This is a genomic window from Luteibacter sp. Sphag1AF (assembly GCF_014192715.1).
Classification (GTDB): Bacteria; Pseudomonadota; Gammaproteobacteria; order Xanthomonadales; family Rhodanobacteraceae; genus Luteibacter.
On sequence record NZ_JACHYH010000001.1, the window covers coordinates 818,181 to 842,363 of the forward strand.

Below are 24,183 nucleotides of genomic sequence, written 5' to 3' on the forward strand. Positions count from 1 at the left end.
GGACGTGCGTTTGGACAACCAGCTCTGGGAAAGCAAATACCACGCGGCGCTTGAGCGCATGGATCGGGAGGCCAGCCAATGGCGCTCGGTCGAAGTGCTGTTGCGTCAGCTGGTGGGCAGCCTGGGTCAGGTCGCGCGCGGCACCCACGAGGAACTTGAGCCGCATCTGGATGGCGTGGAACATGCCATCCGCGGCATCTACGACGTTTCGATCCTCACTCCTCTTGTCAGCGGCCTGAGCGACGCGGTTGCTGCCTTGCGGCGCCCCCGGGCCTCCCCTGAAGGATCTTCAGCGGCATCACGCGGTGGCCTCAACGAAAGCGGCTCCTCCGTCCAGTCGGCCTTGAGCAGGTTGCTGGATCGCCTTCTCGTGGTACCCCGCCTCGCGGAACGCGCTGCCGCTCTGCGCCGGGACGTCGCCAACGCGGGCAGCCTTGTATCGCTGGCGGCCTGCGGCGAGAAGCTGACTGACCTCATCAACGAACAGCGACTGGCCCTGCAAAAGGAAATCGACGCACTTCAGTCGATCCTGCGCCACGTCACCGGCCGTCTGGATGAGATGACCCAGTACATGTCCCGGGAGCTGAACGATCAGTCGACAGGGCAATCCCACGGCCATGCGCTGGAAGCCAGCGTCGCCAATGAACTGCGCCTGCTTGGCGAAGCAGCCGTGGAACTGGAAGACATCGCCGACCTGCGCGTGCAGGTGAACGAGCGGCTTGATGCCATCGGCGAATGCTTCCGCGAATTTCGCGAACGTGAAGACAACCGCCTCACCGCGTACCGCGAGCGCGCGGAAACGATGCGCCAGCGCATCGAGCAATTGGAAACCGAACGGGCCACCCTGCAACGTTCACTGGAACGCGAGCACGAACTGGCCCAGACCGACACGATGATTGGCATGCCAAACCGGCTCGCCTACGAAAAGCGCATCGAAGCAGCGTTTGAAAACTGGCAGGCAACAGGCCGCAACCTCGCCATTGCCGCCATCGACATCGACCACTTCAAGAGCATCAACGACACCTACGGCCACACGGCAGGTGACGCGGTGCTGCGAGTCATCGGCCAGGCGCTGGTAAAGCACGTACGCCCCTGCGATTTCGTAGCGCGCTATGGCGGCGAAGAATTCATCGTGATCTTCGATGACGCCGATGAAGAAGAGTCGCTGCTGGTCTGCGAGCGACTGCGCGGGAAGATTCAGCACCTGTCCTTCCATGCCAGCAGGCAGCCCGTGCGGGTCACCGCATCCATCGGTGTGGCGCGTTTCCTGCCCGGCGACAATCCCCGCTCGGTGTTCGAACGCGCCGACCTGGCGCTTTACACGGCCAAGAACGGCGGCCGTAACCGTTGCGTGGTGGGCTGACGCCGCCGGTCAGCAGAAGCGCTGCCGCTCCACAAACCTGTCGCGATCATGCGCGGGAGCCTGATCGCTCTGGAAGCTGTGCCCGGCAGCCTCAAGATGAACGCAATCGTCCAGGACGCCTGCGTCGTGTTGATGTACCGGCGCCTTCGCTGCGCGCAACAGGGCCGCTGAAGGCGCCACGTGTTCGTCCATGCGGGCCATCGACAACGACAGGCCAAAGAACCAGGCCATCACCAGCAGTACGAAATATCGCTGCTTCATGTCATTGCTCCTCGCATGCGGGCCACTCTCTCCAATGTCGGAGGGCAAGCCATTTTCTTGAGAGTGGGCGCAGGCACACCATGAGCTTCGCGCCCTTTACGCCCTTCCTGTCTCCGCTGCCCGGCGTGGCTGCTCACCTACACAGCCTCACGATTCAGGCCACGCCGAACAGATAACCCACCGCAGAACTGGCTGCCATGGCCGCCGCCCCCCAGAAGCCGATACGCCAGGCACCCCTGATCATATTCGCACCTCCAAGTTTCGCCGACATGGCACCCAGCCCCAGCAACGCCAGCAGGGCAACCACAATGACAGCGGCGGCCAGATAAGCCGCAGGTGCAAGCCATGCGGCCAGCAACGGAAGCAGCGCGCCACTGGCAAAACTGAGTGCGGAGGCGGCCGACGCCTGCAAAGGCCGGGCGGCGGTGCTGTCGTGCATGCCCAGTTCGTCGCGGGCGTGGGCCTGCAAGGCATCGTGCTTCATCAGCTGCTCGGCTACCTCGTGGGCAAGCTCGCGGGAAAGACCGCGCATCACATAGATTTCGGTCAGTTCCTTGTGCTCTCCCGTCGGATCATTGGCCAGCTCCCAGGACTCAAGCTCCAGTTCGGCACGTTCACTGTCAGCCTGCGACGACACGGACACATACTCACCGGCCGCCATCGACATGGCACCAGCCACAAGTCCGGCCACACCCGCCACCAGCACACCGCCCGCTCCCGCTTCAGCCGACGCCACGCCAATCATCAGGCTGGCCGTAGAAAGGATGCCGTCGTTTGCCCCAAGCACAGCTGCGCGCAACCAGGCCATCCGGCCGGTGCGGTGGTGTTCGTAATGGCGCCTCATGCGTCCTCTTCCCGGGTCTGTTGGTCGATGAAGCGTGCCTGCACGCGCGCGGTCAGCCAGCTCACCGTGAGCGCGCATGCCGTGCCCAGCGCCACCTCGCCCACCCGGACGAAGGCCAGCTGCCAGGCGGGCCCGGTGGAAGGCACGAGGAGAATGATGGTCGCGGTGATCGCGCCCAGCCGGGCCGAGGCGCCAGCGTTGAGCATCCAGCAGACCACGATGACAAGGAAGACCGCCGCCACGTAGGAATAGATCTGCCCGACATCCAGATACAGGCCCAGCAGACCGGCCACGGCGCCCAGCGCCGCGCCAATGCACTGGTCACGGGAAGAAGTGCGCGTATCGGTGTAGTTGAGCTGGGTGACGGCAATGGCCGTGATGGCAGCCCAGAAGGCCTGATGGGTGTGCAGCAGCAGGCCGATGCCGTAGGCGGTGAGAGACGCCAGCACTGCCTGAATGCCCATCAGCAGGCCTTTCAGCACCCGATGGCCGATGGGCATGGAGCGGAACAGGTAATCTAGCGCCTGCTCTGCCCGGTCCAGCCGCAGCATCCTGTAAGCGGCCGCCGAACGGCGGGGGCTGCGGGTGCGCTCGTTGTGTGTCATCGAAAGATGATCCTCAACCACTCCTCCCGGAGTAATGCCCCATGGTATCGCGCTGATTCCCCGACAGGCCGACTGGCCGCACAATAGCGGGAGTTCAGCGCCCGGCAACGGCCCGCTTCCCACCCCACCAGTGAGATCTTCGATGTCCATCACGATGTATCACGCCACAGTGCCCGGCCTTGTCCGCGCGCTCAACGCCCTTTCCGCCGTTCTGAAAAAAGGCGAAACCCACGCCACGGATCGCAAGATCGCGCCGGAAGTACTGCTCAATACGCGCATCACGCCGGACATGTTCCCGCTGATCCGCCAGGTGCAGATCGCCACCGACATGGCCAAGGGTGCCGTGGCGCGTCTTGCCGGCGTCGAGCCGATCCGCCTTGACGACAACGAAACCACGTTCGCCGAGCTGTACGCGCGCATCGACACCGTGGTTGCACTGCTTCAGAGCTTCACGCCCGAGCAGATCGACGGCAGTGAAGACCGCGACATCGTCCTGAACATGCGCACCGGCGACATGCACTTCAAGGGACAGGATTACCTGCTGGGCTTCGTGCTGCCCAACGTGTACTTCCACTGCACCACCGCGTACGCCATCCTGCGTGGCGTCGGCGTGGTGCTCGGCAAGTCCGACTTCATCGGCAAGCCGTAAGCACGCAAAGAAAGGGAGGTGGATGACCCACCTCCCTTTCAGCATCAGGCTTTCAGTTTCCAGCCCGTGCGGAAGATCCACCACACCGCAATCAGGCACAGCGCCATGAAGCCCAGTGTCATGCCGGCACTGACCACCACATCCACGTCGGCCTTGCCGTAGAAGCTCCAGCGGAAGCCCGAGACCAGATAGACCACCGGGTTGAACAGCGTGATCTTCTGCCAGATGGGCGGCAGCATGCTGATCGAATAGAAGCTGCCACCCAGGAAGGTAAGCGGCGTCATGATCATCAACGGCACCACCTGAAGCTTCTGGAAGTCGTCAGCCCACAGACCGATGATGAAGCCGAACAGGCTGAACGTGACGGCGGTAAGCACCAGAAAGCCGATCATCCAGAACGGATGTTCGATGTGATATGCCACGAAGAAACGTGCGGTCACCAGAATCAGCAGACCGAGCACGATCGACTTGGTCGCGGCGGCACCCACATAGCCGATGACCACTTCCACATACGACACGGGCGCCGACAGAAGCTCGTAGATCGTGCCCGCCCACTTGGGCATGTAGATGCCGAAGGCCGCGTTGGAGATGCTCTCGTTGAGCAACGACAGCATGATGAGGCCGGGAATGATGAACGCGCCGTACGACACACCATCCACTTCGCCCATGCGCGAGCCGATGGCGGCACCGAACACCACGAAATACAGCGAGGTGGAAAGCACCGGGGAGGCGATGCTCTGCATCAGCGTGCGGAAGGTGCGCGCCATTTCAAAACGGTAGATGGCCCTGATCGCGTGGATGTTCATGCGCGCGACCTCACGAGGCTGACGAAAATGTCTTCGAGTGAACTCTCACTGGAATGCAGATCCTTGAAGTCGATGCCCAGTTCGCTCAGGCGACGCAGCAACGGAGCGATACCGGTTTCTTCCGTCTGGGTATCAAAGGTGTACACCAGCTGCTGGCCATCAGCAGACAGCTCCAGGGGCAAATCGGCCAGGTCGGCCGGAATGGCGCTCAGGGGCGACTGCAATTGCAGTGAGAGCTGCTTCTTGCCCAGCTTACGCATGAGCGTGGTTTTTTCTTCCACCACGATCAGCTCGCCACGGCTGATGACACCGATGCGATCAGCCATCTCCTCCGCTTCTTCGATGTAGTGCGTGGTCAGGATGATAGTGACACCGGCCTCGCGAAGCTTGTGCACCATCTGCCACATGTCGTGCCGAAGCTCCACGTCCACACCTGCGGTGGGCTCGTCGAGGAACAGCACGCGCGGCTCGTGCGCCAGCGCCTTGGCGATCAGTACACGGCGTTTCATGCCACCGGACAGCGTCATGATTTTCGCATCACGCTTTTCCCAGAGCGACAGGTCGCGCAACACGCGCTCCAGATACGCCGGGTCCGGCGCGCGGCCAAACAGGCCGCGACTGAACTTCACCGTGGCCCACACGCTTTCAAAAGCATCGGTGGACAGTTCCTGCGGCACCAGACCGATGAGGCTTCGCGCCGAACGGAAGTCGTGCGCGATGTCATGACCGTCCACCAGCACATTGCCTTCGCTGCCGGTGACGATGCCGCATACGATGCTGATCAGCGTGGTCTTGCCTGCGCCGTTGGGGCCCAGCAGCGCAAAAATTTCGCCGCGACGAATATCCAGATCAACGCGCTTCAGCGCCTGGAATCCACTCTTGTAGGTTTTGGACACGCCACGTATGGAAACGATGGCTTCGGCGGATGGCGCAGCATCCGGCCGTGATTCGATCACTGGCATGGGGAAACCGGTCCTTGGGGAATTCAGCTGTGGGCGATGGTAGACCCACCTGACGCCCTCTGTCGCGGGATGCACCTGAAGCCTTGCCGCAGGGCCATCGGCGCCACTAGCCTTGGAACGATCACACCGAGGAATACCCGCATGACGCAGGCCCATGACCCAGGTACGCCGCGCGTGAAGCGTTGCGCATGGTGCGATACCGACGACACCATGCGTGCGTACCACGATGAGGAATGGGGTGTGCCTGAATACGATGGCCGCGCGCTTTGGGAAAAGCTCATTCTCGACGGATTCCAGGCTGGCCTGTCCTGGCGCACCATCCTGCTGCGCCGCGAGGGCTTTCGCCGCGCATTCAAAGGCTTCGATCCGGTGAAGATCGCCGCCTTCACGGCAAAGGACGTGGAACGCCTCATGGGCGACGCGGGCATCATCCGCTCCCGCTCCAAAATCGAGGCCACCATTGGCAACGCCCGCGCCTACCTGGCCATGCAGGCGGCCGGACAGGACTTCAGTAAGTTCTGCTGGAGTTTCGTCAACGGCAAGCCGGTGCAGACGCGGGGCCCGCGCCCCACCCAGACCGAGGCCTCCGTCGCCATGTCCAAGGCACTGAAAAAACTCGGATTCAAGTTCGTAGGGCCGGTCATCGTCTACGCGTGGATGCAGGCAACCGGCCTGGTGAACGACCACGAGAACACCTGTTTCCGTCGTCGCGAAGTGGCGCCGTGACCGGTTAACGATTTTCTACCCGACCCGGGCGTAGCGTGGGTCCTCACAGGGCACATCAAGAGCGAGGACGTCATGGCTTCGAGCTCCGCACAGCTTTTCATTCCCCACTGCGACGCCACGCAAGGGCCATGGATTGTCCAGCGCGCCTCGATGCCCCTCGGTCGCTATTCGTCTCAGGCCCAGGCTATCGAAGCTGCGGAAGCCCTCGCGCCTCCGCTATCGGCAAGCCTGGGCCGTCCTGTCAAAATCCACGTGCAACAGGCGGATGGCGCGTGGCTGGAACACACGTTCGTGGCTGCCGGGCTGGTTAATCAGGCCAGCCCGCCCTTGCCGGGCAACCATCACGGCGCGGCGCGCTGACCTCAGCTTCATGAACGGGCCCGGGGTCCGGAGACCGGTTTCAGCTACCCTTACAGGGTTGCCGTACCGATCTGAATGCCCATGCTCACCGAAGACACCAAGACCGCGATCCGGGCCTCCTACGGACGGCTGAAGGACGGCCTGACGGGCTTTCGTGGGCGCACGTCCCAGCTTCGCATGATTGCCGAAGTGGCCCGCGCGCTGGCCGAACCGGCGGGCGCCGCCGTTATCGAGGCGCCGACCGGCACCGGCAAATCCATGGCCTATCTCATCGCCGGGCTGGAGGTGGCGCGGTCGCAGAAGAAAAAGCTGCTGATTGCCACGGCCACCGTGGCATTGCAGGAACAGCTGGTTCAGCGCGACATTCCCCAGTACCTGTCGTTGTGCGGCGTCGAGGCAAAAATCGCGCTGGCCAAGGGCCGGCAGCGCTACCTGTGCCCGCGCAATCTGGCCATGGCCCGCGCCGAGCCCGCCGCTCAGGCGGGCTTCGGTTTTGACGCCGAACTGGCCATCTGGGCGAAGCCCCCTGCCGCACGCGACACCCAGGCCATCGACAAACTGACCGAGGCGTTTCAGTCCCACGCGTGGAATGGCGACATAGACACCAGCCCGGAGCCTCTTTCTGATCTGGTGCGGGGCATGGTCACCACCAGCGCGGGCGGCTGCACCGGGCGCAAGTGCGGTTCATTTGCCGTGTGTCCGTTCTTTACCGCACGCCGCGCCATCGGCGAGGCAGACATTGTGGTGGCCAACCAGGATCTGGTGCTGGCCGACCTCACCATGCCGCGTGACGAAGACACCTTCGGCGGCGTGATCCTGCCCAAGCCGGAAGACACTCTCTATATTTTCGACGAAGCGCATCACGTGCCGTCCAAGGCGATTGACCGGGGCGCGTCGGATGTTCATCTGGCCGTGGCCGTGCGCCGCATCGGTCGCCTGCAAAACCAGGTGCATGCCGCCTATTCGCTGACCGACAAGGAAAGCATCGGCAACCTGTCGCTGGATGCTGGTGACGAGAAGCTGGCAGAACTGTCCGCGTCGCTGGAAGAAATCGAACGCGAAATCCGCATGAGCTGGACGCCCTCGTCCAACGAGCTGGAGCCGGTATTCCGCGCCTCGCTGGGGCAGCTTCCGGACAACTGGAAAATTCACGCACAAAGCCTGCATCTGCTTACCCGCGACATCCAGCGCTGGCTGCGCACCGTGCGCCGCACTGTCGTGGAGATGGAAGCGGGTGGCCCCACGCAGGATGCGCTGTCACGCGAGCTGGGCATCGCGCTGGAGCGCATGGAGCGCCAGGTGCGCACCTGGTACGCCTGGTCTGCCGACGACCGCGAGAACAGCCCGCCGCTGGCCCGCTGGGTCACGCTCACGCCGGAGCAACAACTGGTCTGCCACGCCTCTGCCGTGTCTGCGGGCGGCCTGCTGCGCAACGTGTTGTGGGACAACGCATCGGCGGTAGTGATGACCTCGGCCACCCTCAGCGCGGGCGGCAATTTCCGCGGTTTCGCAGATTCCGTGGGCCTGCCCAATGAGGCGGTCACCGTCAGCCTGCCATCGCCGTTTGATCTGGAGAAGCAGGCCACGCTGGCCGTTCCCGCGATGAACACCATGCCGGACGACCGCGAAGGTCATGCGCGCGAAGTGTCCGAATGGCTGGCCGCAAATCTGGACTGGGCGGCGGGCAATCTGGTGCTGTTCACCTCGCGCGCGAAACTCGACCGCGTGTTGCAGGTGTTGCCCATCGAACACGTGCGCAAAGTCCGTGCGCAGGGATCACTGTCGAAGGCTCAGCTCATTGCGGAACACCGCGAAGACATCGAGGCCGGCAAGGGCAGCACCCTGTTTGGTCTGGCCTCGTTCGGCGAAGGTCTCGACCTCCCCGGCAAGCTGTGCGAAACCGTTGTCGTCACCCAACTGCCCTTCGCGGTGCCTACCGATCCGGTGGGTGCCACCTATGCCGAATGGCTGGAGTCACGCGGCCGCAATCCGTTCATCGAAGTGAGCATCCCCGACGCCACGCGCCTGCTGACGCAGTACTGCGGTCGCCTCATCCGAACCGAAACCGACACAGGACGCATCGTGCTGCTTGACCGCCGCGTCATCGTCAAACGTTACGGGCCGGGCATCCTCCGCGCCCTACCGCCCTTCGCCCGTGACATCGAGCGTGCCGCATGACCATCATCCGTGCCGAATCCCTGGTCAGCGTGCCGTGGAAAAACGGCGGCGGTACCACGCGCGTCATTGCCACCGACCGCGAGAACGCCACGCTGGATGACTTCCACTGGCGGGTCAGCATTGCCCAGGTCGATACGGCCTCGCCGTTCTCGGTGTTCCCCGGTATTGATCGCACCATCGTGCTGCTCAATGGCGCGGGCTTTCACATGACGCTGGATGGCAAGGAGCGCCATGCACTGACCACGCCTTACGAGCCCTTCGAGTTCGCGGGCGAATCACGCGTGGACATCGAACTGGCCGGCGGTCCCACACAGGACTTCAACCTGATGACGCGCCGCCCCCACGCACGCGGCTTTGTCGCCGTGTGCGCAGGCAACGTGACGCTGTCCGCCAGCGATTCCATCGCGCTGGCCTATCTTGTCGTCGGGGAAGCCCACGTCGACGGCGTGCTGCTCCAGCCGGGCGACTCATGGCGCCCCACCACCGAAGCGGCCATCCGCCTGGGCGAGGGTGCTCTCGCCATCGTCGCGCACGTGGCTTGACGCGCGATTCACGCGCTCCGGGCGTTGATGGCAGGCCTCACCACCCGGAGCGTTACTCATGCGACTTGCTGCTGCCATGGTCAGCCTGATGGCCATCACTGTATCCCATGCTGGCACGGTCACCGCCGTGCCCCACGTGGATCTGGCCCGTTACGCCGGACAATGGCATGAGATAGCGCGCCTGCCGATGTACTTCCAGCGTCAGTGCGACCGCAACGTCACGGCCACCTATACACCTCATGCGGATGGCACCATCGGGGTGCACAACGCCTGCGTAAAGAAAGATGGCAGTTCCATCGCCTCCGATGGGGTGGCGCGCCTGGCCGATCCCAAAGGACCGTCCTCACGGCTTCAGGTGCGCTTCGCACCCCGCTGGCTCAGCTGGCTCCCGTTCGTGTGGGCTGACTACTGGGTAATCGCCCTTGACGATCACTACCGCTGGGCCATGGTCGGCCAGCCGGGGCAGAAATACCTGTGGATACTGTCGCGTGAACCGTCGCTCGACCGCGCCACATTCGACACATTGAAAACCCGGGCAGTAGGGATGGGCTACGATCTCACCCCTCTTATCATCTCGGGCACCGTCGAGTGACTGCCAGCACCTGTCCCTGCGGTTCCGGAAAAACCTTCGCCGCATGCTGCGCGCCACTGCATGAAGGCATAGCGGCAGCCACTGCCGAAGCGTTGATGCGCTCGCGCTATAGCGCCTATGTACTGGGCAACGAGCCTTATCTGCTGGCAACGTGGCATGCAGATACACGCCCCGCGTCACTCGACCTTGCCATCCAGTCACCGAAACCCACCTGGCTAGGACTGGACGTCAAACGCCACACTGTCACAGGCACGGACTCGGCTGTCGTCGAGTTCGTTGCACGCTTGCGCCACGGTGGTGGTCGCGCCGAACGACTGCATGAAACCAGTCGTTTCGTGCGCGAGAACGGACAGTGGTTCTATGTGGACGGGGATATCGCTTAAGGCGAGCATGACGGTTACACGATGGAGCGGACCACACCCCCGTCCACGCGCACCGCAGCACCCGTGGTGGCAGACGCCTGTTCCGACGCCAGATACACCGACATGTTCGCCACCTCATCCACGGTGGCCAGCCGCTTGATGAGGGACGACGGCCGATGGTCGGCGATGAAGTCTTTCTCCACCTGCTCCAGCGACACGCCCTTCTCCACGGCAATCTTTCCGAAGAAGTCGCCCACGCCTTCGGAGCGAGTGGGGCCGGGCAGGATCGCGTTGACGGTGACGCCTGTGCCAGCCAGCGTCTCCGCAAGGCCACGTGACACACCCAGCTGCGCCGTCTTCGTCACACCGTAATGCACCATCTCCGCCGGGATCTGGACACCTGACTCGCTGGAGATGAACTGGATGCGACCCCAGCCGCGCTCGGCCATGCCACGGGCGTAGTGGCGCGACAGACGCACGCCGGAAAGTACGTTGACGTCGAAGTAGTGCAGCCACTCGTCGTCGGAAATGTCCGCAAATGCCTTGGGCTCGAAGATGCCCAGATTGTTGACCAGGATGTCCGCGTCACGCACTTGAGCAATCAGGTGCTCCGCGCCCTCGCGGGTACCCAGATCGCCGGCAACACCGATAAGGCGGGCCTGGGCCACATCGCTGCGGATGTGCGCGATGGCGGCATCCACGCGGGCCTGGGTGCGTCCGGTTACCACGACCTCCGCGCCAGCGCGTGCCAGCCCCTGAGCGATGGCCAGTCCGATACCAGCGGTGGAACCGGTAACGATGGCGCGACGTGATGCGAGATTGATATGCATGACAGGTCCGGAATGAGTGAACAACGGGAACTCATAGCGTCGGGGCGTTGCACAGGTGAATCAATGGCGACAAACGCAAAGAACCTTTTCCTCCAGGGAAAGGATCAGGCGACATCGTCGGCGGTATCGACCCGCGTCTGTCCGAGGAAAACGCCATCAGGCCCGAAGCGGCGTTCGATGATGGTGGCGTTGTCCTCGTAGTCGATCATGATGATCGTGCTGGCACGTGTGCCGTAGCTCTCACCGGCGATGAATGCGCTGGACAGGAAGCGCTCGCGCTCCACGCCGATACCGGTATCGGGAAGCAAACCATCCGGCCAGCGCTGCCGGTCGGACAGCATGTCGAACAACGCCTCCGTCTCATCGACGCCGCCCTTCTCGATCCACAGCGAAAGACGCTCAGTCAGCGCATGCGTTTTGGGCCACGGAGCATTGAAGTCAGCGTTGGAAAGGCCGTGAATGCCATCGGGAACCGCCTGGACGCGCGTGTCCGGATGGTTGCCCATGAAGAACGCGTCGTTCGCGTCAAACGTCAGAAAGTTGAAAGGCCGGTACCGATGGGCCGTGGCTCCGAGTTCCTGCGCGTGATCGCGCGCGGGAATCGACGCGTCCAGATAATCTGCCGCCAGCAATCCGCGGGACAGCCCACTGTGGTCGGCCGCCGGATCGCGTACGTTGGTGATGACGCATGCGCGACCGTGATCGGCCACACCCATCCACGTACCACCGGCTTCAAGATCGCGCCCGGCCACAATGGCCGGAGCCTCGTCCCATCGCGCAAGTGGCGCGGTCGGACGCACGTGAAACTCGTCGCGATTGCCAAGCATCAACAGCCGCCAGCGCGGATGCGCCTTCCAGGCGAATGCGATCAGGCACATGGATGCCGCCGTTTTTGTAACGAAGCCATTGCGCCATTGTGCGCCCAAGCCACGCACTCGGCCAGTCTCGGCGCGTGAAGAGGCGGCTCGGACCCGCCTCTTCACCTCAGGCGACTGCCGCCACCGCCTGCTTCTTGCCAGCGAGCATCCGCACGATGGAACCCGCTGCTTCGCGACCGTCAAACACGGCGCGGACCACGAGGTCGGCTCCACGCACATTGTCGCCACCGGCAAAAATCTGCGGGTGGCTGGTCTGCAACGGAAGCGCTCCGTCCTGGCCAACAAGAATGCGACCACTGCTGTCCAGTTGCACGCCGTGGCCCTCGCACCAGTCAGGCGGACTGGGCTGAAAACCAAAGGCCTGGATCACGACGTCGGCGCGCAGTTCGGTTTCGCTGCCAGGCACGTTGCGCGGACGTGGGCGCCCATCGCCCTCGTCAACCAGCTGCGTCTGCACAACCTTGACAGCGCGCACGCGGCCCGCTTCACCGATCAATGCCATCGGCTGACGCTGGAAGAGAAAACGCACACCCTCCTCTTTGCTGTAACCCACCTCACGAACGGACCCGGGCATGCTCGCCTCATCACGGCGGTACACGCAGGTCACCGATGCAGCGCCCAGGCGGATCGCCGTACGGTTGCAGTCCATACCTGTGTCGCCGCCACCCAGCACCACCACGTGCTTGCCCGCCAGATCGTATTCCGGCGAGGGTTCGCGTTCGTTGAGCAGGCGCTCGGTATTGGCGATGAGAAACGGAAGCGCATCATGCACGCCACCAAGATCGCGCCCTTCCAGTTGGCCATCCACATAGGTGTACGCGCCGGTACCGACAAACACGGCGTCGTATTCGGCCAGAACCTCCGCGAAGTCGATATCACGACCGATGGTGACGCCGAGGTGGAACACGACACCCATGCCCTCAAGCACCATGCGGCGGGTACGCACCACGTTCTTGTCGAGCTTGAAGGGCGGAATGCCAAAAGTAAGAAGACCGCCGATTTCGTGCTGCCGGTCGAACACATGGGCTTCGATGCCTGCACGGCGAAGGCGATCCGCACAGGCAAGACCCGCAGGGCCTGCGCCCACGATGGCAACGCGCGAGCCGGTTTCCTTCACGTGCGACAAGTCCGGACGCCAGCCCTGACGAATGGCTTCATCCGTAATCCAGCGCTCCACACTGCCGATGGTCACCGCGCCGAACTCGCCCTGCTCGAGCGTGCATGCCCCTTCGCAAAGGCGATCCTGCGGGCAGACGCGACCGCAGATTTCCGGCAGAGGATTGGTTTCGTGCATCAATGTGGCCGCCTCGAACAGACGTCCATCCTGCACAAGCTTCAGCCAGTTCGGAATGTAGTTGTGGACGGGGCAAGCGTGTTCGCAGTACGGGTTGCCGCAGTCAATGCAGCGCTCGGACTGCGATGCCGCTTCCGATGGCGCGAATTCGCCGGATATTTCGCCATAACCCAGCACACGCACAGCCACAGGAACGGTGCGCGGCGGTTGCCTCGGTACGTCGAGAAAGCGGAAGTCTTTGGAACTCATGCCGCGCTCCTCAATTCTTCGGCCAGCGCATCCAGGCTGGCGGCCTTGGGCTTGACCAGCCAGAAGCGCTGCAACAGGCCGCGGAAGTCACCCAGCACACGACGTCCCCAGGCGCTCTGGGTCAGCTCGACGTGCCGGGCGATCAACTGGCGCAGGTGCTGCATGTAGTGCTCCATGCCTTCGGGAGAGATGCGCACGATGTCCACGAGTTCGTGGTTGTAGCAGTCCACGAAGTCACGTTCGAGATCCAGCACATAGGCGAAACCACCGGTCATGCCCGCGCCGAAGTTGAGGCCGGTCCCGCCGAGTACCGCGACGATCCCGCCAGTCATGTACTCGCAGCAGTGATCGCCCGCGCCTTCCACCACCGCCAGCGCGCCGGAGTTGCGCACGGCAAAGCGCTCGCCCGCCTGCCCTGCCGCGTACAGCTCGCCGCCCGTGGCGCCATACAGACACGTGTTGCCAATGATCGAGGCGTCCTGACTGGCGAACGGCGAATCGGCGGGCGGACGAACCACGATACGGCCACCGGCCATGCCCTTGCCCACGCCGTCATTGGCTTCGCCGATCAGGTCGATGTGCACGCCCCCCGCGTTCCACGCGCCCAGGCTTTGACCCGCCGAGCCTTCCAGATGCAGCGCTACCGGATTTCCGCTCATGCCTGCGTCACCCCAACGACGGGCGACGTCGCCCGACAACCGCGCACCAATCGCGCGGTCGGTATTGGCAATGGCATAACGGAACGTGCCGCCAAGACCGTCGGCAATCACCTGACGGGTATCGGCAGAAATGCGGTTCGCCAGAGCAGCCGGATCGCGCATGGGATTGCGCGCCAGCGTGCAGGCGAAGTCCACCGTTTCGCCGAGCGCGTCTTCGGAAATCAGCGGTGCAAGGTCCAGTTGATCCTGTACGGGCGTGACACCATGGCGCTGTTCCAGCCGCCCGCTCTGGCCGATCAGTTCGCCCAGCGAACGCACGCCCAGGCGCGCAAGGTGCTGACGCACGTCTTCCGCGACGAAGCGGAAGTAGTTCATCACCATCTCGGGCAGGCCAAGGAAGTGCTTCTGACGCAGCACCGGGTGCTGCGTAGCCACGCCGGTAGCGCAGTTGTTCAGATGGCAGATACGCAGGTATTTGCAGCCCAGTGCGACCATCGGGCCGGTGCCGAAGCCGAAGCTTTCAGCACCGAGCATCGCCGCCTTGATGACATCGAGGCCGGTCTTCAGCCCGCCATCGGTTTGCAGGCGCACGCGACCGCGCAGGTCGTTCAGGCGCAGGGTCTGCTGGGTTTCAGCCAGACCCAGTTCCCACGGCGTCCCGGCATATTTGATGGAGGTGAGCGGACTGGCACCTGTGCCGCCATCGTGGCCGGATACGGTAATCAGATCAGCCCCCGCCTTGACCACCCCGGCAGCCACGGTGCCCACGCCTGCGTGCGACACAAGCTTCACCGACACGAGCGCCTGCGGGTTGACCTCCTTGAGGTCGTGAATCAACTGCGCCAGATCTTCAATCGAATAGATGTCGTGATGCGGAGGCGGTGAGATCAGGCCGATGCCGGGCTTTGCGTAACGCAGCCGCGCGATGGTCGCATCCACTTTGTGGCCGGGAAGCTGGCCACCTTCGCCAGGCTTCGCGCCCTGTGCCACCTTGATCTGAAGCACTTCGGCGCTGACCAGATACGACGGTGTGACACCGAAACGACCTGACGCAACCTGCTTGATCTTCGACGCCTTCTCGGTGCCGTAACGCGCCGGATCTTCGCCACCTTCACCGGAATTGCTGCGCGCGCCAAGGCGATTCATGGCAATGGCCAATGCTTCATGGGCCTCAGGCGACAGCGCTCCCAACGACATGCCTGCCGAATCGAAACGCTTCAGGATGGCTTCAACCGGCTCCACCTCATCCAGCGGAATCGCCGTACCTTCGCGAGGTACCAGCAGGTCGCGCAGTGCGGACGGAGGACGCGTGTCCACGTGCTGGGCATAACGAAGGTAGTCGGACCACGCGCCCGTGCGCACCGCCACCTGAAGGCTGGCGATCACATCCGGGTTGTACATGTGGAACTCGCCACCGTGAACGTACTTGTACAGGCCGCCTGCACGCAGGCTCTGCGCCTCATCCCACGCTTCGGCCGCAAGCAGACGCTGCTCCTGCTCCAGATCGGCAAAGGTCGAACCGCCAATGCGCGACGGCGTGCCCGGAAAACAGACCTCAACGACATCCGGCGCCAGTCCCACGATTTCAAACAACTGCGCACCGCGATAACCCGCCACGGTGGAAATACCCATCTTCGACAGGATTTTCAGCAGGCCCTTGCGAATGCCACGACGATAGTTGCGGCCGATTTCGCGCGGCGCGCCTTCGCCATTGCGGATGTATCCGCTACGGCCCATGTCGAACAGGCTCTGGTAGGCAAGCCAGGGATAGATCGCCGTGGCACCGAAACCGAGGAGGCAGGCAAAGTGGTGCGGGTCACGCGGTGTCGCTGTTTCCACCATGATGTTGCATTGACAGCGAAGGCCCTTGTCGATCAGGCGCGCATGCACCGCACCCACAGCCAGCAAGGAGTGAATGGGCAGCAGGTCGCGGCGCGGATAGCGATCACTGAGGAACACGATGCGCACGCCTGCGCGAACCGCCGCCTCCACCTCGTCGCAGATGCGCAGCAAGGCGGACTTCAATGTTTCATCCGCGCCATACATCAAGTCAAAACGCGGCGTATCAGCGTATTCCTCCTGAGCCATGATCTGGCGCAGTTTGCGCTGCGACAACACCGGCGAATTGAGCAGGATCTGTTTCGCGTTCTCAGGACCCAGGTCGAAGATGTTCCGCTCCTGACCAATCTGCGTCACCAGCGACATCACCAGCCGCTCGCGCAACGGGTCGATGGGCGGATTGGTCACCTGAGCGAAGCCCTGACGGAAGCGGTCAAACAGCGGACGAATCTGCCGCGACAGCACGGCCATCGGCGTGTCGTCACCCATCGAACCGGTGGCTTCCGCCTCGCTCTCGGCCAGCACTTTCAGAACCGACTCGCATTCTTCCCGCGAGAGGCCATAGAGCTTCTGATAGCGCTTGAGTTCATCAGCGGGCAACGGTTCCGCAGCCAGACTGGGGTCGATGAGATCCGACTCCAGATAGCTGACGCCAGCACGCAGCCAGTCGCGGAACGGCGCGCGCGCACGGTTGATGGCGTCAATGTCGCCATCGCGCAGCAGACGATGTTCGCGAAAATCCACCGCGATCATTTCACCCGGCGCCAGCCGCCCCTTCGCCACCACGCGGGAGGAAGGCACGTCCCACAACCCTGCCTCCGAGGCGACAATCAGATGATTGTCATCGGACAGTGCCCAGCGGGCAGGACGCAGGCCGTTGCGGTCCAGCGTGCACGCCGCATAGTGACCGTCGCACATCACCAGTCCGGCCGGACCATCCCAGGGCTCGCTGTGCAGCGCGTAATATTCGTAGAACGCGGCGAGGTCCTCGTCGATGTCTTCGCGCGCCGCATAAGCGGGCGGCACAAGCACGCGCATGGCCGTGAGCAGATCCATGCCGCCCACGAGCAGCACTTCCAGCGCGTTGTCGAGACTTTCGGAATCGGAGCCCTTCTGACGCACCAGCGGCCCGATGTCCGAGAGATCGACGCGTGGCGAACGCATCACCGCCTGACGCGCCTGCATCCAGCGCCGGTTGGCGCGAATGGTGTTGATCTCGCCATTGTGCGCGAGCAGGCGGAATGGCTGGGCCAATCGCCACTGCGGTGATGTGTTGGTGGAAAAGCGCTGGTGGAATACCACCGCATCGGCCACGAGCGCCGGATGCGTGAGGTCACCGTACACCTCACGCAGATGCCCCGGAGCCGCCATGGCTTTGTAGCCAATGACCTGAGCTGACAGAGACACCACATAGAAATGCTCATCGTCCGCCAGCGCCTGCTCGGCACGGCGACGCGCGCGGAACAGGGCAACCTCGAACGCCGCCTCGTCCATGCCTGCTGCGGCATCCACGAACACCTGGCGCACGCGGGGCATTGCAGATGCCGCAAGGGGGCCGCACGCCTCGGGATTCACCGGCACATCGCGCCACCCGGCCACATGAAGACCGGCCTCGGCAAGGTGCTGATCGAGCGTCGCCGCCGCGTCATCACCACCGGCCGGATCAAGAAATACGACGCCAGCGGCAAACCGTTCAGCAGGACCAATGTCTGCCCCGGCCGCCAATGCGCGCAGCCAGTCCACCGGACGGCGTATCAGTACGCCGCAACCATCGCCACTTACGCCATCTGCGTTGACCCCGCCGCGATGGGAAAGCTTTGCGAGCGCCGCGAATGCCGTATCGACCAGTGCGGCGCTCGCACGGCCGTCTATCTGCGCCACGATGCCGAAGCCGCAGCTGTCGTGTTCAAACGCCTCATCATAGAGGCGCGGAATGCCTTGCTTCACCATCCGCCTCCTCCTGGCATTAGGTTTTGCTGGGCGTCCGGAGCGCAGCTTCCCCGCGCGGCGAAAGTTCCGCCACACTGTGAAGCGATCCGGACATGCGCCTCACTTTACGCACATTTGCCGCGGCGCGTCAAAACGTCTGGACGTCCAAACGTGATGGCAACACGAAGCCAACGAAATTCTTACCCGCCGTCCGCGCAGACCACTGGCCAGGAGTGGCGTCACGACGTGGGCCGCGGGACATACCAGCGCACAGGCGGCGCGGTCGTCATCGGCGGCCAGGAACGCCGGATATCCCCACCCCAGGCCCTGCCGCATGGGTAATAATCCCCGGATGCACCCACGCACCCGATTCCTCGTCCTTTGCCTCGCCATGACTTTCGCCACCGCCCTCCCCGCCGCCGCGCAGGAGGCCAAGGCGCGCTCGGAGCAGGCTGAGACCCGGCAAAAGCTGGACGACGTTCGCAAGAACATCGACGCCCTGACCCGCGAACAGCGCGACACCGCCAATGCGCGCGACAGCGCCAACGCCGAACTGGCCCGCCAGGCCGAGCAGGTGTCCGCTGCGGCAAAGGCCGTAAGGGACACCGACGCCCAGCTGGCCGCCCACCGCCAGGACCTTCAACAGCTGGGCCAGCAGCGTGACGGCCTGCAATCGGGGCTGGACAAACAGAAGGGAGCGCTCAACGACCTGCTTCGCGCGACCTATACGCTGGGCCGAAGTTCTGACCTCCAACTGCTTCTGGGCGACGAAGACATCGCAAGAATTTCCCGTGCGCTGGCTTATTCGCGCTACTTCCAGGAAAACCGCGTAGCGCGCATTCGTTCGCTGCTGGCGGATCTTTCCCGGCTTGAAGAGGTCGAAGCTGCCATCGTGGCAGAGCAGGATGCGCTGCAGGCGACTCTGGCGGAACGGGAAAAGCGCGCGCGCGATCTCGAAGTCCAGCGGTCGAAGCAGCAGAAGGCAGTGGCAGACGCAGATTCCAGATATAAAGACCAGGGCCAGCGCCTTGCCGCACTGAAGCAGGACGCCGAGGCGATGAATGCGCTGGTGGCCAAGCTCCAGAAGGTGATCGACGAGGCGCCCAGGGCCGCCGCGCCCAGCGCCCCGAAGGGGGAGCCCGCCGGCACGCCCACCGCCAACCTGCGCGGCGACCTTCCCTGGCCGGCATCAGGCCCCGTGCACGCATTCGGTGCCGGCGTGCTCATCGGCGCCCCGCGCGGCGAGCAGGTGCACGCCGTGTCGCGCGGCCGCGTGGTTTTCGCCAACTTTCTGCGTGGCTACGGCATGATGATCATCGTGAACCACGGCAATGGCTGGATGAGCCTTTACGGCAACAATGAAACACTGCTGCACAACGTTGGCGACATGGTGGAAGCGGGTGAATCGGTAGGTACCGCCGCCCCGTCAGCAGGCACCAACAGCGGCGTGTATTTTGAGCTGAGACAAAACGGCAAGCCGGTCGATCCCAAAGCCTGGCTGAGCCGTCGCAAGTAACGCGGATACCCACACCCCACAAGGCAGTACCGGAGACTGGCATGCGTCCTAACCCCTTGAGCACGGCACTTTGCACGGCAATCGCCCTCGGGCTGGTTGCCACCAGCCTGCCCTCGCATGCCCAGGCGCTGAAGCAGCCTGACGCACCCGCTGCATCGGCGACCACGGCGGCCGCGATAGCCAGCAAGGCCGACGAACCGGTCAGCCTCGACGACATTCGCAACTTCACGCGCGTTTACCAGATCGTACGGCAGGCGTACGTCGAGAAACTCGACAACAAGACCATCATGAAAGCGGCCATCAGCGGCATGCTTTCGGGCCTGGACCCGCACAGCGAGTACCTGGACAAGGAAGGTCTGGACGAGTTGGACGAAGACACCACGGGCCAGTACGGCGGCCTGGGTATCGAAGTGCTGCAGGTCGACGGGCTGCTGAAAATCGTGTCGCCCATCGACGACACGCCCGCCTCCCGCGCCGGCATCAAGCCGGGCGACACGATCCTGAAAATCGACGGCAAGCTGATTGATGCGCAAAACATCGACGAGTCGTTCAAGAAGCTGCGCGGCGAGCCGGGCAGCAAGATCACGCTGACCATCCTTCACGAGAAAACCGACAAGCCCGTGGACATGCCATTGGTGCGCGAGCGCATCGCCATCACCAGTGTGAAAGTGCGCGAACTGGTTCCGGGTTTTGCATACATCCGCATCAGCCAGTTCCAGGAAGACACCACCAGCGATCTGGACAAGAAGCTTGGTGAGCTCATCGCGAAGAACGGTGCACAGAAGGGCGCAGTGCTCGACCTGCGTTCCAATCCCGGCGGCCTGCTGACGGCAGCGGTGGGCGTCAGTGATGCGTTCCTGGACTCCGGCAACATCGTCACGACGAAGGGCCGCCTCCCCGACGCGAACCTGCGCTTCGATGCCCATCCTGGCGATCTGCTGCACGGCGCGCCGATGATCATCCTCACCGACAACGGCACGGCATCGGCTGCGGAAATCGTGTCTGGCGCACTGAAAGACAACCACCGCGCGCTCACCATGGGTCGTCGCACGTTCGGCAAGGGCGTTGTGCAAACGGTGCTTCCGCTGGACGACGAGCATGCGGTGAAGATCACCACGGCGCGCTACTACACGCCCAACGGCACGTCGATTCAGGCCGAGGGCATCAAGCCGGACATTCCGCTGGCCGACCTTGCCGTGAACAAGGCAGACACGCCGCCGCAGCTCATCGGTTCGGAAGCCGACCTGCCCAATCATCTGGTCAACGAGAAAGCCACGGTCGATGAGCAATCCACCGGTGACGATGAGGGCAAGCTTGCGATGGAAGACTATGCCCTCTCGCAGGCGCTGAATGTGCTTCGCGGCATGGCGCTGAACCGCCCCACCACAGCCGCGAAGTAACAAACGCATACCGCCTTGATCCCGGCACGTTCGCGACGCAATTTTCAAGCCATGGAAATGGACGCTACCTACAACCGATGCCTGATGGCACCGGGATGGTGTGGATAGCAGGATGGTCGCGCGATCCGCTTGAGCGGATCGCTGCCCCCATCTCACCACAGGAAGAAAGCCATGGCCAAGCAGACCAAAGCACAGATTCTCAGCCAGATTTTCAAACTGGGAGACGCGGTTCAGCGAAGCGAGAAATGCCGCGACCTGAAGCCGGAAACGGAGATCGACTACATCTCTGAGTCCGGTTCGCTCGACTCCGTGGTGACGAAGGTGGAAGGCATCTACGGCGTGAAACTGGACATGAAATCATTCGCCACGATTGATGACGCCGCCAGCTATATCGAGAAGAACCAGACCAAAGGCGGCTGACTGGCTCGTGGCATCTGCGCGTGCCGTTGAAGCCGTGTTTGCAGGTGCGATCATCAGCCAGCCCATGGCGGATGATCGCACTGCGCTGGACAGCGCGCGGCGCACCCGCACGCACGCGCGCAACGCAAGTTTCAAGCCATGGAAATGCACACTGCCTACAACCGATGCCTGATGGCACCGAAGTGTTGTGGATAGCAGGATGGCCGCGCGATCCGCTTGAGTGGATCGTCGCACCCACCCTCTCACCACAGGAAGAAAGCCATGGCCAAGCAGACCAAAGCACAGATTCTCAGCCAGATTTTCAAGCTGGGAGACACGGTTCAGCGAAGCGAGAAATGCCGCGACCTGAAGCCTGAAACGGAAGTCCGAATCATCGAAGAGTCCGGTTCGCTCGACTCTGTGGTGAAGAAGCTGGAAGGCATCTACGGCGTGACATTGAACGTGAAGTCATTCGCCACGATTGACGACGCCGCCGGCTACATCGAGAAGAACCAGAAAGACGGCTGACTGGCTCATGGCATCTGCCGGTGCCAGTGAAGCCCTGTTGCAGATGCGATCATCGGCCAGCCCATGGTGGATGATCGCACTGCGCTGCAAAGCGCAGCACGCGTGGGTCAGGGAACCAGATCAGTGGCAGGTGTTGGCTTGAGCAGGAAGCGCACGGCCAGCAGGCCAACCTCGTAAAGCAGGCACATCGGAATGGCCAGCATCACCATGGACAGGAGGTCAGGCGGCGTGATGAAGGCGGAAATCGCAAACGCGCCCACGATGGCGTAAGGGCGCCCCTTGCTGAGCTTGGCCGCATCGACCACACCTACCGCCGCGAGAATCACCACAGCCACGGGCACCTCAAAACACAGCCCGAACGCAAAGAACATCAACGTGACGAAGTCGAGGTAGTGCGTGATGTCGGTCATCATCTGCACACCCTGCGGTGTCACGGCTGTCAGGAATTTGAAGGCCGCGGGCATCACCACGTAGTACGCGAATGCGCAGCCCGCGTAGAACAGAAAGAGCGCAGCCACCAGTAGCGGGCGCGCGAGCCGCTTCTCGTGCCGGTACAGGCCGGGACTGACGAACGCCCACAGCTGATACAGAATCATCGGCATGCTTATGAACAGTGCCACATAGAACGCCAGTTTCAGCGGCGTGACGAAAGGACTGGCCACCTCGGTCGCAATCAGATGCGCGCCGGCTGGCATCTTCTCCACCAGCGGCAGCGCCAGCTCGGCGTACAGCCAGTTGGCAACAGGCACCAGCGCCAGCAACACAAGCAACAGGGTGACAATCGCGCGCAGCAGGCGGGAGCGCAGCTCGATCAGGTGGGAAAACAGTCCTTCCTCAAGCACGTCCTGAGGCGACGGATCGGGATCAGCCACGGTCATGCGTTGAATTCCTGACATCCGTTTCGGGTTCGGGCGCCGCATCCACCGGCGTGGGGACCTTGTTCAGCGGCAACATGTGCTCGTTCGGGTCGGGCGCTGGCTGGGGCGTCGAGGTAATGCGCGCGTCGGCGATCACCTCACGAACGCTGTCGTGGGCCGATTTGACCTCACCCTGCCACTGTTCCGCCGTACCCCGGATGCCGTCGCGGACACTGTCCTGGGCCTGGCGTGCCGTCTCTGCCGTCTCCCGCAGCGTTCGGCGGATTTCCTCAGCCTGGATTTCGCGCTCCACTTCCGCACGAACGCTGTCCCAGCCGTTGCGCATGCGACGTATCAGGGCGCCAGCCGTGCGTGCGGCCCCGGGAAGTTTCTCGGGGCCCAGCACCACCAGAGCCACAATCGCCAGCAGCAGCAGTTTGCCGAAGCTGATCTCGATCATGAGCGGGGTGGATCAGTTGCCGCGGTCGCGCGGCGTAGCGTTGTTGTCGGCGCTGGACGGAGGAACGGGATTGACCGGCGGCGGGTCGGCGCGCAGGTGCTCGGCATCCTGACGCTCACGCTCGCCCTTTGCCTCTTCGTCGCCGCCATCCATGCCCTTCTTGAAGTCGCGCATGGCGCCGCCAAGGTCAGATCCGATGTTGCGCAGCTTCTTCGTACCAAAAATGAGTACGACGACGAGTAACAGAAGAACGATATGGGTGATGCTCATAGGGGCCTCGATGCGCTCGCCCGGCAAAATCGCTTTACCGGGCTACCGCAGGATTGGACGGTGTTACCGCTGAGTGTACTCCTCCAGGCGGTCGCGGAAGTCGACGACCTGGCTCGGCACGTTCTGGACGCCACCTTCAAAGATACGCCGGGGCGTCACGCCGCTGCCATAGATGGCCTCGTTGGCGTCGTTGTCGATGCGCAGGGAGGCGCCGTCCAGCGCAATGCCCGCAAACAGGCCCTTGGAGCGCGAATAGGAGTAAATCTCAGCCTTCAGCTGGCCATCGGTGGACGCGGTGGCCGTGCGGCCCACGGGACCGGCGGCGGCCGAGGCATCGGCACCAAGGGTGAATTTTCCGTTGACGATCGAATCCACACCCCGTTCGGTGCGGAACACCAGAATCAGGTCGGTGGACGAAATGCCGATCTGGAAGCCCACGCTGGCGCCCGTGATGCTCATGAAGCTGGGGTTGGACCAGGTGCCGTCCGGCCCCTTCACCGAAATGAGGCCCTCACCCCGGCGGCCGCCGAAGACAAAGCTGGCCTTGACCATATCCGGCACCACGGCAATGGCACGGGCGTTTTTCAGCAGGTCGCTGGGGATGGCCTTGTCCGGCGCATCGTTGACCATGTCGTTCAACACCTGCACCGCGTTTTTCGCGCGCACAAGCGGCGGGTCTTCGGCGTGGGCCGCCATGGCGGGCACGAAAGCGAGCAGGCCAAGAATCAGCAGGCGATGCAGGCGATAGGTCATCGAAGAAGCTCCTTGAGTTTCAGGTTCGTTGGCGACTGCGGCATCGCCACCACATGGTGGGGCTGCAGCCTT

General features: G+C 63.3%; 26 protein-coding genes. 13 read left to right on the forward strand and 13 right to left on the reverse strand.

The annotated features are described in order from the left end of the window. The first annotated feature begins 4 nt into the window (after positions 1-4). A complete protein-coding gene (locus FHW69_RS03735; protein ID WP_183421659.1) occupies positions 5-1,363 on the forward strand; it encodes a GGDEF domain-containing protein in 1,359 nt (452 codons plus the stop codon). A 9-nt stretch (positions 1,364-1,372) separates the two neighbouring features. Here the strand turns inward: FHW69_RS03735 and FHW69_RS03740 are convergent, their stop codons facing one another. The 3 genes from FHW69_RS03740 to FHW69_RS03750 all read right to left on the reverse strand — a co-directional run bounded on the left by FHW69_RS03740 (position 1,373) and on the right by FHW69_RS03750 (position 3,073). Continuing rightward, the gene (locus FHW69_RS03740) at positions 1,373-1,624 is read right to left on the reverse strand and encodes a hypothetical protein (protein ID WP_183421660.1); all 252 of its coding nucleotides are present in this window, start codon (positions 1,622-1,624) and stop codon (positions 1,373-1,375) included. Between the two features lie 154 nt (positions 1,625-1,778). Next, positions 1,779-2,468 carry a VIT family protein gene (locus FHW69_RS03745; protein ID WP_183421661.1) on the reverse strand — a complete coding sequence of 230 codons (690 nt, stop codon included), beginning with the start codon at positions 2,466-2,468 and terminating at the stop codon, positions 1,779-1,781. Beyond that, entirely contained in the window at positions 2,465-3,073 is a 609-nt protein-coding gene (locus tag FHW69_RS03750) for an FUSC family protein (RefSeq protein ID WP_183421662.1), read from the reverse strand. The genes FHW69_RS03745 and FHW69_RS03750 overlap by 4 nt, the downstream gene beginning before the upstream one ends. A 142-nt stretch (positions 3,074-3,215) precedes the next feature. Between FHW69_RS03750 and FHW69_RS03755 the strand changes: the two genes are divergently transcribed. After that, entirely contained in the window at positions 3,216-3,722 is a 507-nt protein-coding gene (locus FHW69_RS03755) for a DUF1993 domain-containing protein (RefSeq protein WP_183421663.1), read from the forward strand. Positions 3,723-3,766: 44 nt separating this feature from the next. Here FHW69_RS03755 and FHW69_RS03760 read toward each other — a convergent pair whose 3' ends face one another. Together FHW69_RS03760 and FHW69_RS03765 are read right to left on the reverse strand one after the other, a co-directional pair. Further along, the gene (locus FHW69_RS03760) at positions 3,767-4,528 is read right to left on the reverse strand and encodes an ABC transporter permease (protein ID WP_183421664.1); all 762 of its coding nucleotides are present in this window, start codon (positions 4,526-4,528) and stop codon (positions 3,767-3,769) included. Further along, positions 4,525-5,490: an ABC transporter ATP-binding protein gene (locus FHW69_RS03765; RefSeq protein WP_183421665.1), complete on the reverse strand. Its 966-nt coding sequence runs from the start codon at positions 5,488-5,490 to the stop codon at positions 4,525-4,527. The genes FHW69_RS03760 and FHW69_RS03765 overlap by 4 nt, the downstream gene beginning before the upstream one ends. 141 nt (positions 5,491-5,631) lie before the next feature. On the opposite strand from FHW69_RS03765, the gene FHW69_RS03770 reads away from it, so the two are divergent. From FHW69_RS03770 to FHW69_RS03795, 6 genes are all read left to right on the forward strand, one after another. Further along, positions 5,632-6,216, forward strand: a complete 585-nt coding sequence (locus FHW69_RS03770; RefSeq protein WP_183421666.1) for a DNA-3-methyladenine glycosylase I — start codon at positions 5,632-5,634, stop codon at positions 6,214-6,216. A 72-nt stretch (positions 6,217-6,288) separates the two neighbouring features. Then, positions 6,289-6,576, forward strand: coding sequence for a DUF2188 domain-containing protein (locus tag FHW69_RS03775; RefSeq protein ID WP_183421667.1), 288 nt, complete (start codon positions 6,289-6,291; stop codon positions 6,574-6,576). A gap of 81 nt (positions 6,577-6,657) precedes the next feature. Next, the gene (dinG, locus tag FHW69_RS03780) at positions 6,658-8,754 is read left to right on the forward strand and encodes an ATP-dependent DNA helicase DinG (protein WP_183421668.1); all 2,097 of its coding nucleotides are present in this window, start codon (positions 6,658-6,660) and stop codon (positions 8,752-8,754) included. Continuing rightward, positions 8,751-9,296, forward strand: coding sequence for a HutD family protein (locus FHW69_RS03785; protein ID WP_183421669.1), 546 nt, complete (start codon positions 8,751-8,753; stop codon positions 9,294-9,296). The genes dinG and FHW69_RS03785 overlap by 4 nt, the downstream gene beginning before the upstream one ends. A gap of 58 nt (positions 9,297-9,354) precedes the next feature. After that, complete coding sequence (locus FHW69_RS03790; protein WP_183421670.1) at positions 9,355-9,888, forward strand: lipocalin family protein; 534 nt, start codon at positions 9,355-9,357, stop codon at positions 9,886-9,888. Continuing rightward, positions 9,885-10,271 carry a YchJ family protein gene (locus FHW69_RS03795; protein ID WP_343203954.1) on the forward strand — a complete coding sequence of 129 codons (387 nt, stop codon included), beginning with the start codon at positions 9,885-9,887 and terminating at the stop codon, positions 10,269-10,271. Before FHW69_RS03790 ends, FHW69_RS03795 begins: the two co-directional genes overlap by 4 nt. Positions 10,272-10,285: 14 nt before the next feature. Here the strand turns inward: FHW69_RS03795 and FHW69_RS03800 are convergent, their stop codons facing one another. The 4 genes from FHW69_RS03800 to gltB form a co-directional block, all read right to left on the reverse strand. Next, positions 10,286-11,080 (reverse strand): SDR family oxidoreductase, encoded by a 795-nt coding sequence (locus FHW69_RS03800; RefSeq protein ID WP_183421671.1) that lies wholly within the window; start codon positions 11,078-11,080, stop codon positions 10,286-10,288. Positions 11,081-11,184: 104 nt separating this feature from the next. After that, positions 11,185-11,958 (reverse strand): NRDE family protein, encoded by a 774-nt coding sequence (locus tag FHW69_RS03805; RefSeq protein WP_183421672.1) that lies wholly within the window; start codon positions 11,956-11,958, stop codon positions 11,185-11,187. A 106-nt stretch (positions 11,959-12,064) separates the two neighbouring features. Then, on the reverse strand, positions 12,065-13,501 hold the full coding sequence (locus FHW69_RS03810) for an FAD-dependent oxidoreductase (RefSeq protein WP_183421673.1): 1,437 nt from the start codon (positions 13,499-13,501) through the stop codon (positions 12,065-12,067). Further along, positions 13,498-17,949, reverse strand: a complete 4,452-nt coding sequence (gltB, locus tag FHW69_RS03815; protein ID WP_183421674.1) for a glutamate synthase large subunit — start codon at positions 17,947-17,949, stop codon at positions 13,498-13,500. Before gltB ends, FHW69_RS03810 begins: the two co-directional genes overlap by 4 nt. A gap of 370 nt (positions 17,950-18,319) precedes the next feature. Here gltB and FHW69_RS03820 point away from each other — a divergent pair, with 370 nt between their 5' ends. The 5 genes from FHW69_RS03820 (at position 18,320) to FHW69_RS03840 (ending at position 21,771) form a co-directional block, all read left to right on the forward strand. Continuing rightward, a complete protein-coding gene (locus tag FHW69_RS03820) occupies positions 18,320-19,444 on the forward strand; it encodes a peptidoglycan DD-metalloendopeptidase family protein (RefSeq protein WP_255494496.1) in 1,125 nt (374 codons plus the stop codon). Between the two features lie 41 nt (positions 19,445-19,485). Continuing rightward, entirely contained in the window at positions 19,486-20,844 is a 1,359-nt protein-coding gene (locus tag FHW69_RS03825; protein WP_183421676.1) for a S41 family peptidase, read from the forward strand. 171 nt (positions 20,845-21,015) lie between these two features. After that, entirely contained in the window at positions 21,016-21,264 is a 249-nt protein-coding gene (locus FHW69_RS03830) for a hypothetical protein (RefSeq protein ID WP_183421677.1), read from the forward strand. 7 nt (positions 21,265-21,271) lie between these two features. Continuing rightward, positions 21,272-21,436 (forward strand): hypothetical protein, encoded by a 165-nt coding sequence (locus tag FHW69_RS03835; protein WP_183421678.1) that lies wholly within the window; start codon positions 21,272-21,274, stop codon positions 21,434-21,436. An 89-nt stretch (positions 21,437-21,525) separates the two neighbouring features. Then, the gene (locus FHW69_RS03840; protein WP_183421679.1) at positions 21,526-21,771 is read left to right on the forward strand and encodes a hypothetical protein; all 246 of its coding nucleotides are present in this window, start codon (positions 21,526-21,528) and stop codon (positions 21,769-21,771) included. A gap of 107 nt (positions 21,772-21,878) precedes the next feature. Here the strand turns inward: FHW69_RS03840 and tatC are convergent, their stop codons facing one another. The 4 genes from tatC to FHW69_RS03860 form a co-directional block, all read right to left on the reverse strand. Beyond that, on the reverse strand, positions 21,879-22,643 hold the full coding sequence (gene tatC, locus FHW69_RS03845) for a twin-arginine translocase subunit TatC (RefSeq protein ID WP_183422264.1): 765 nt from the start codon (positions 22,641-22,643) through the stop codon (positions 21,879-21,881). Further along, positions 22,636-23,088 carry a Sec-independent protein translocase protein TatB gene (tatB, locus tag FHW69_RS03850; protein ID WP_183421680.1) on the reverse strand — a complete coding sequence of 151 codons (453 nt, stop codon included), beginning with the start codon at positions 23,086-23,088 and terminating at the stop codon, positions 22,636-22,638. Before tatB ends, tatC begins: the two co-directional genes overlap by 8 nt. Positions 23,089-23,100: 12 nt before the next feature. Continuing rightward, positions 23,101-23,358, reverse strand: a complete 258-nt coding sequence (gene tatA / locus FHW69_RS03855) for a twin-arginine translocase TatA/TatE family subunit (RefSeq protein WP_183421681.1) — start codon at positions 23,356-23,358, stop codon at positions 23,101-23,103. Positions 23,359-23,421: 63 nt separating this feature from the next. After that, positions 23,422-24,111, reverse strand: coding sequence for a lipid-binding SYLF domain-containing protein (locus tag FHW69_RS03860; RefSeq protein WP_183421682.1), 690 nt, complete (start codon positions 24,109-24,111; stop codon positions 23,422-23,424). Between the last annotated feature and the right edge of the window lie 72 nt (positions 24,112-24,183).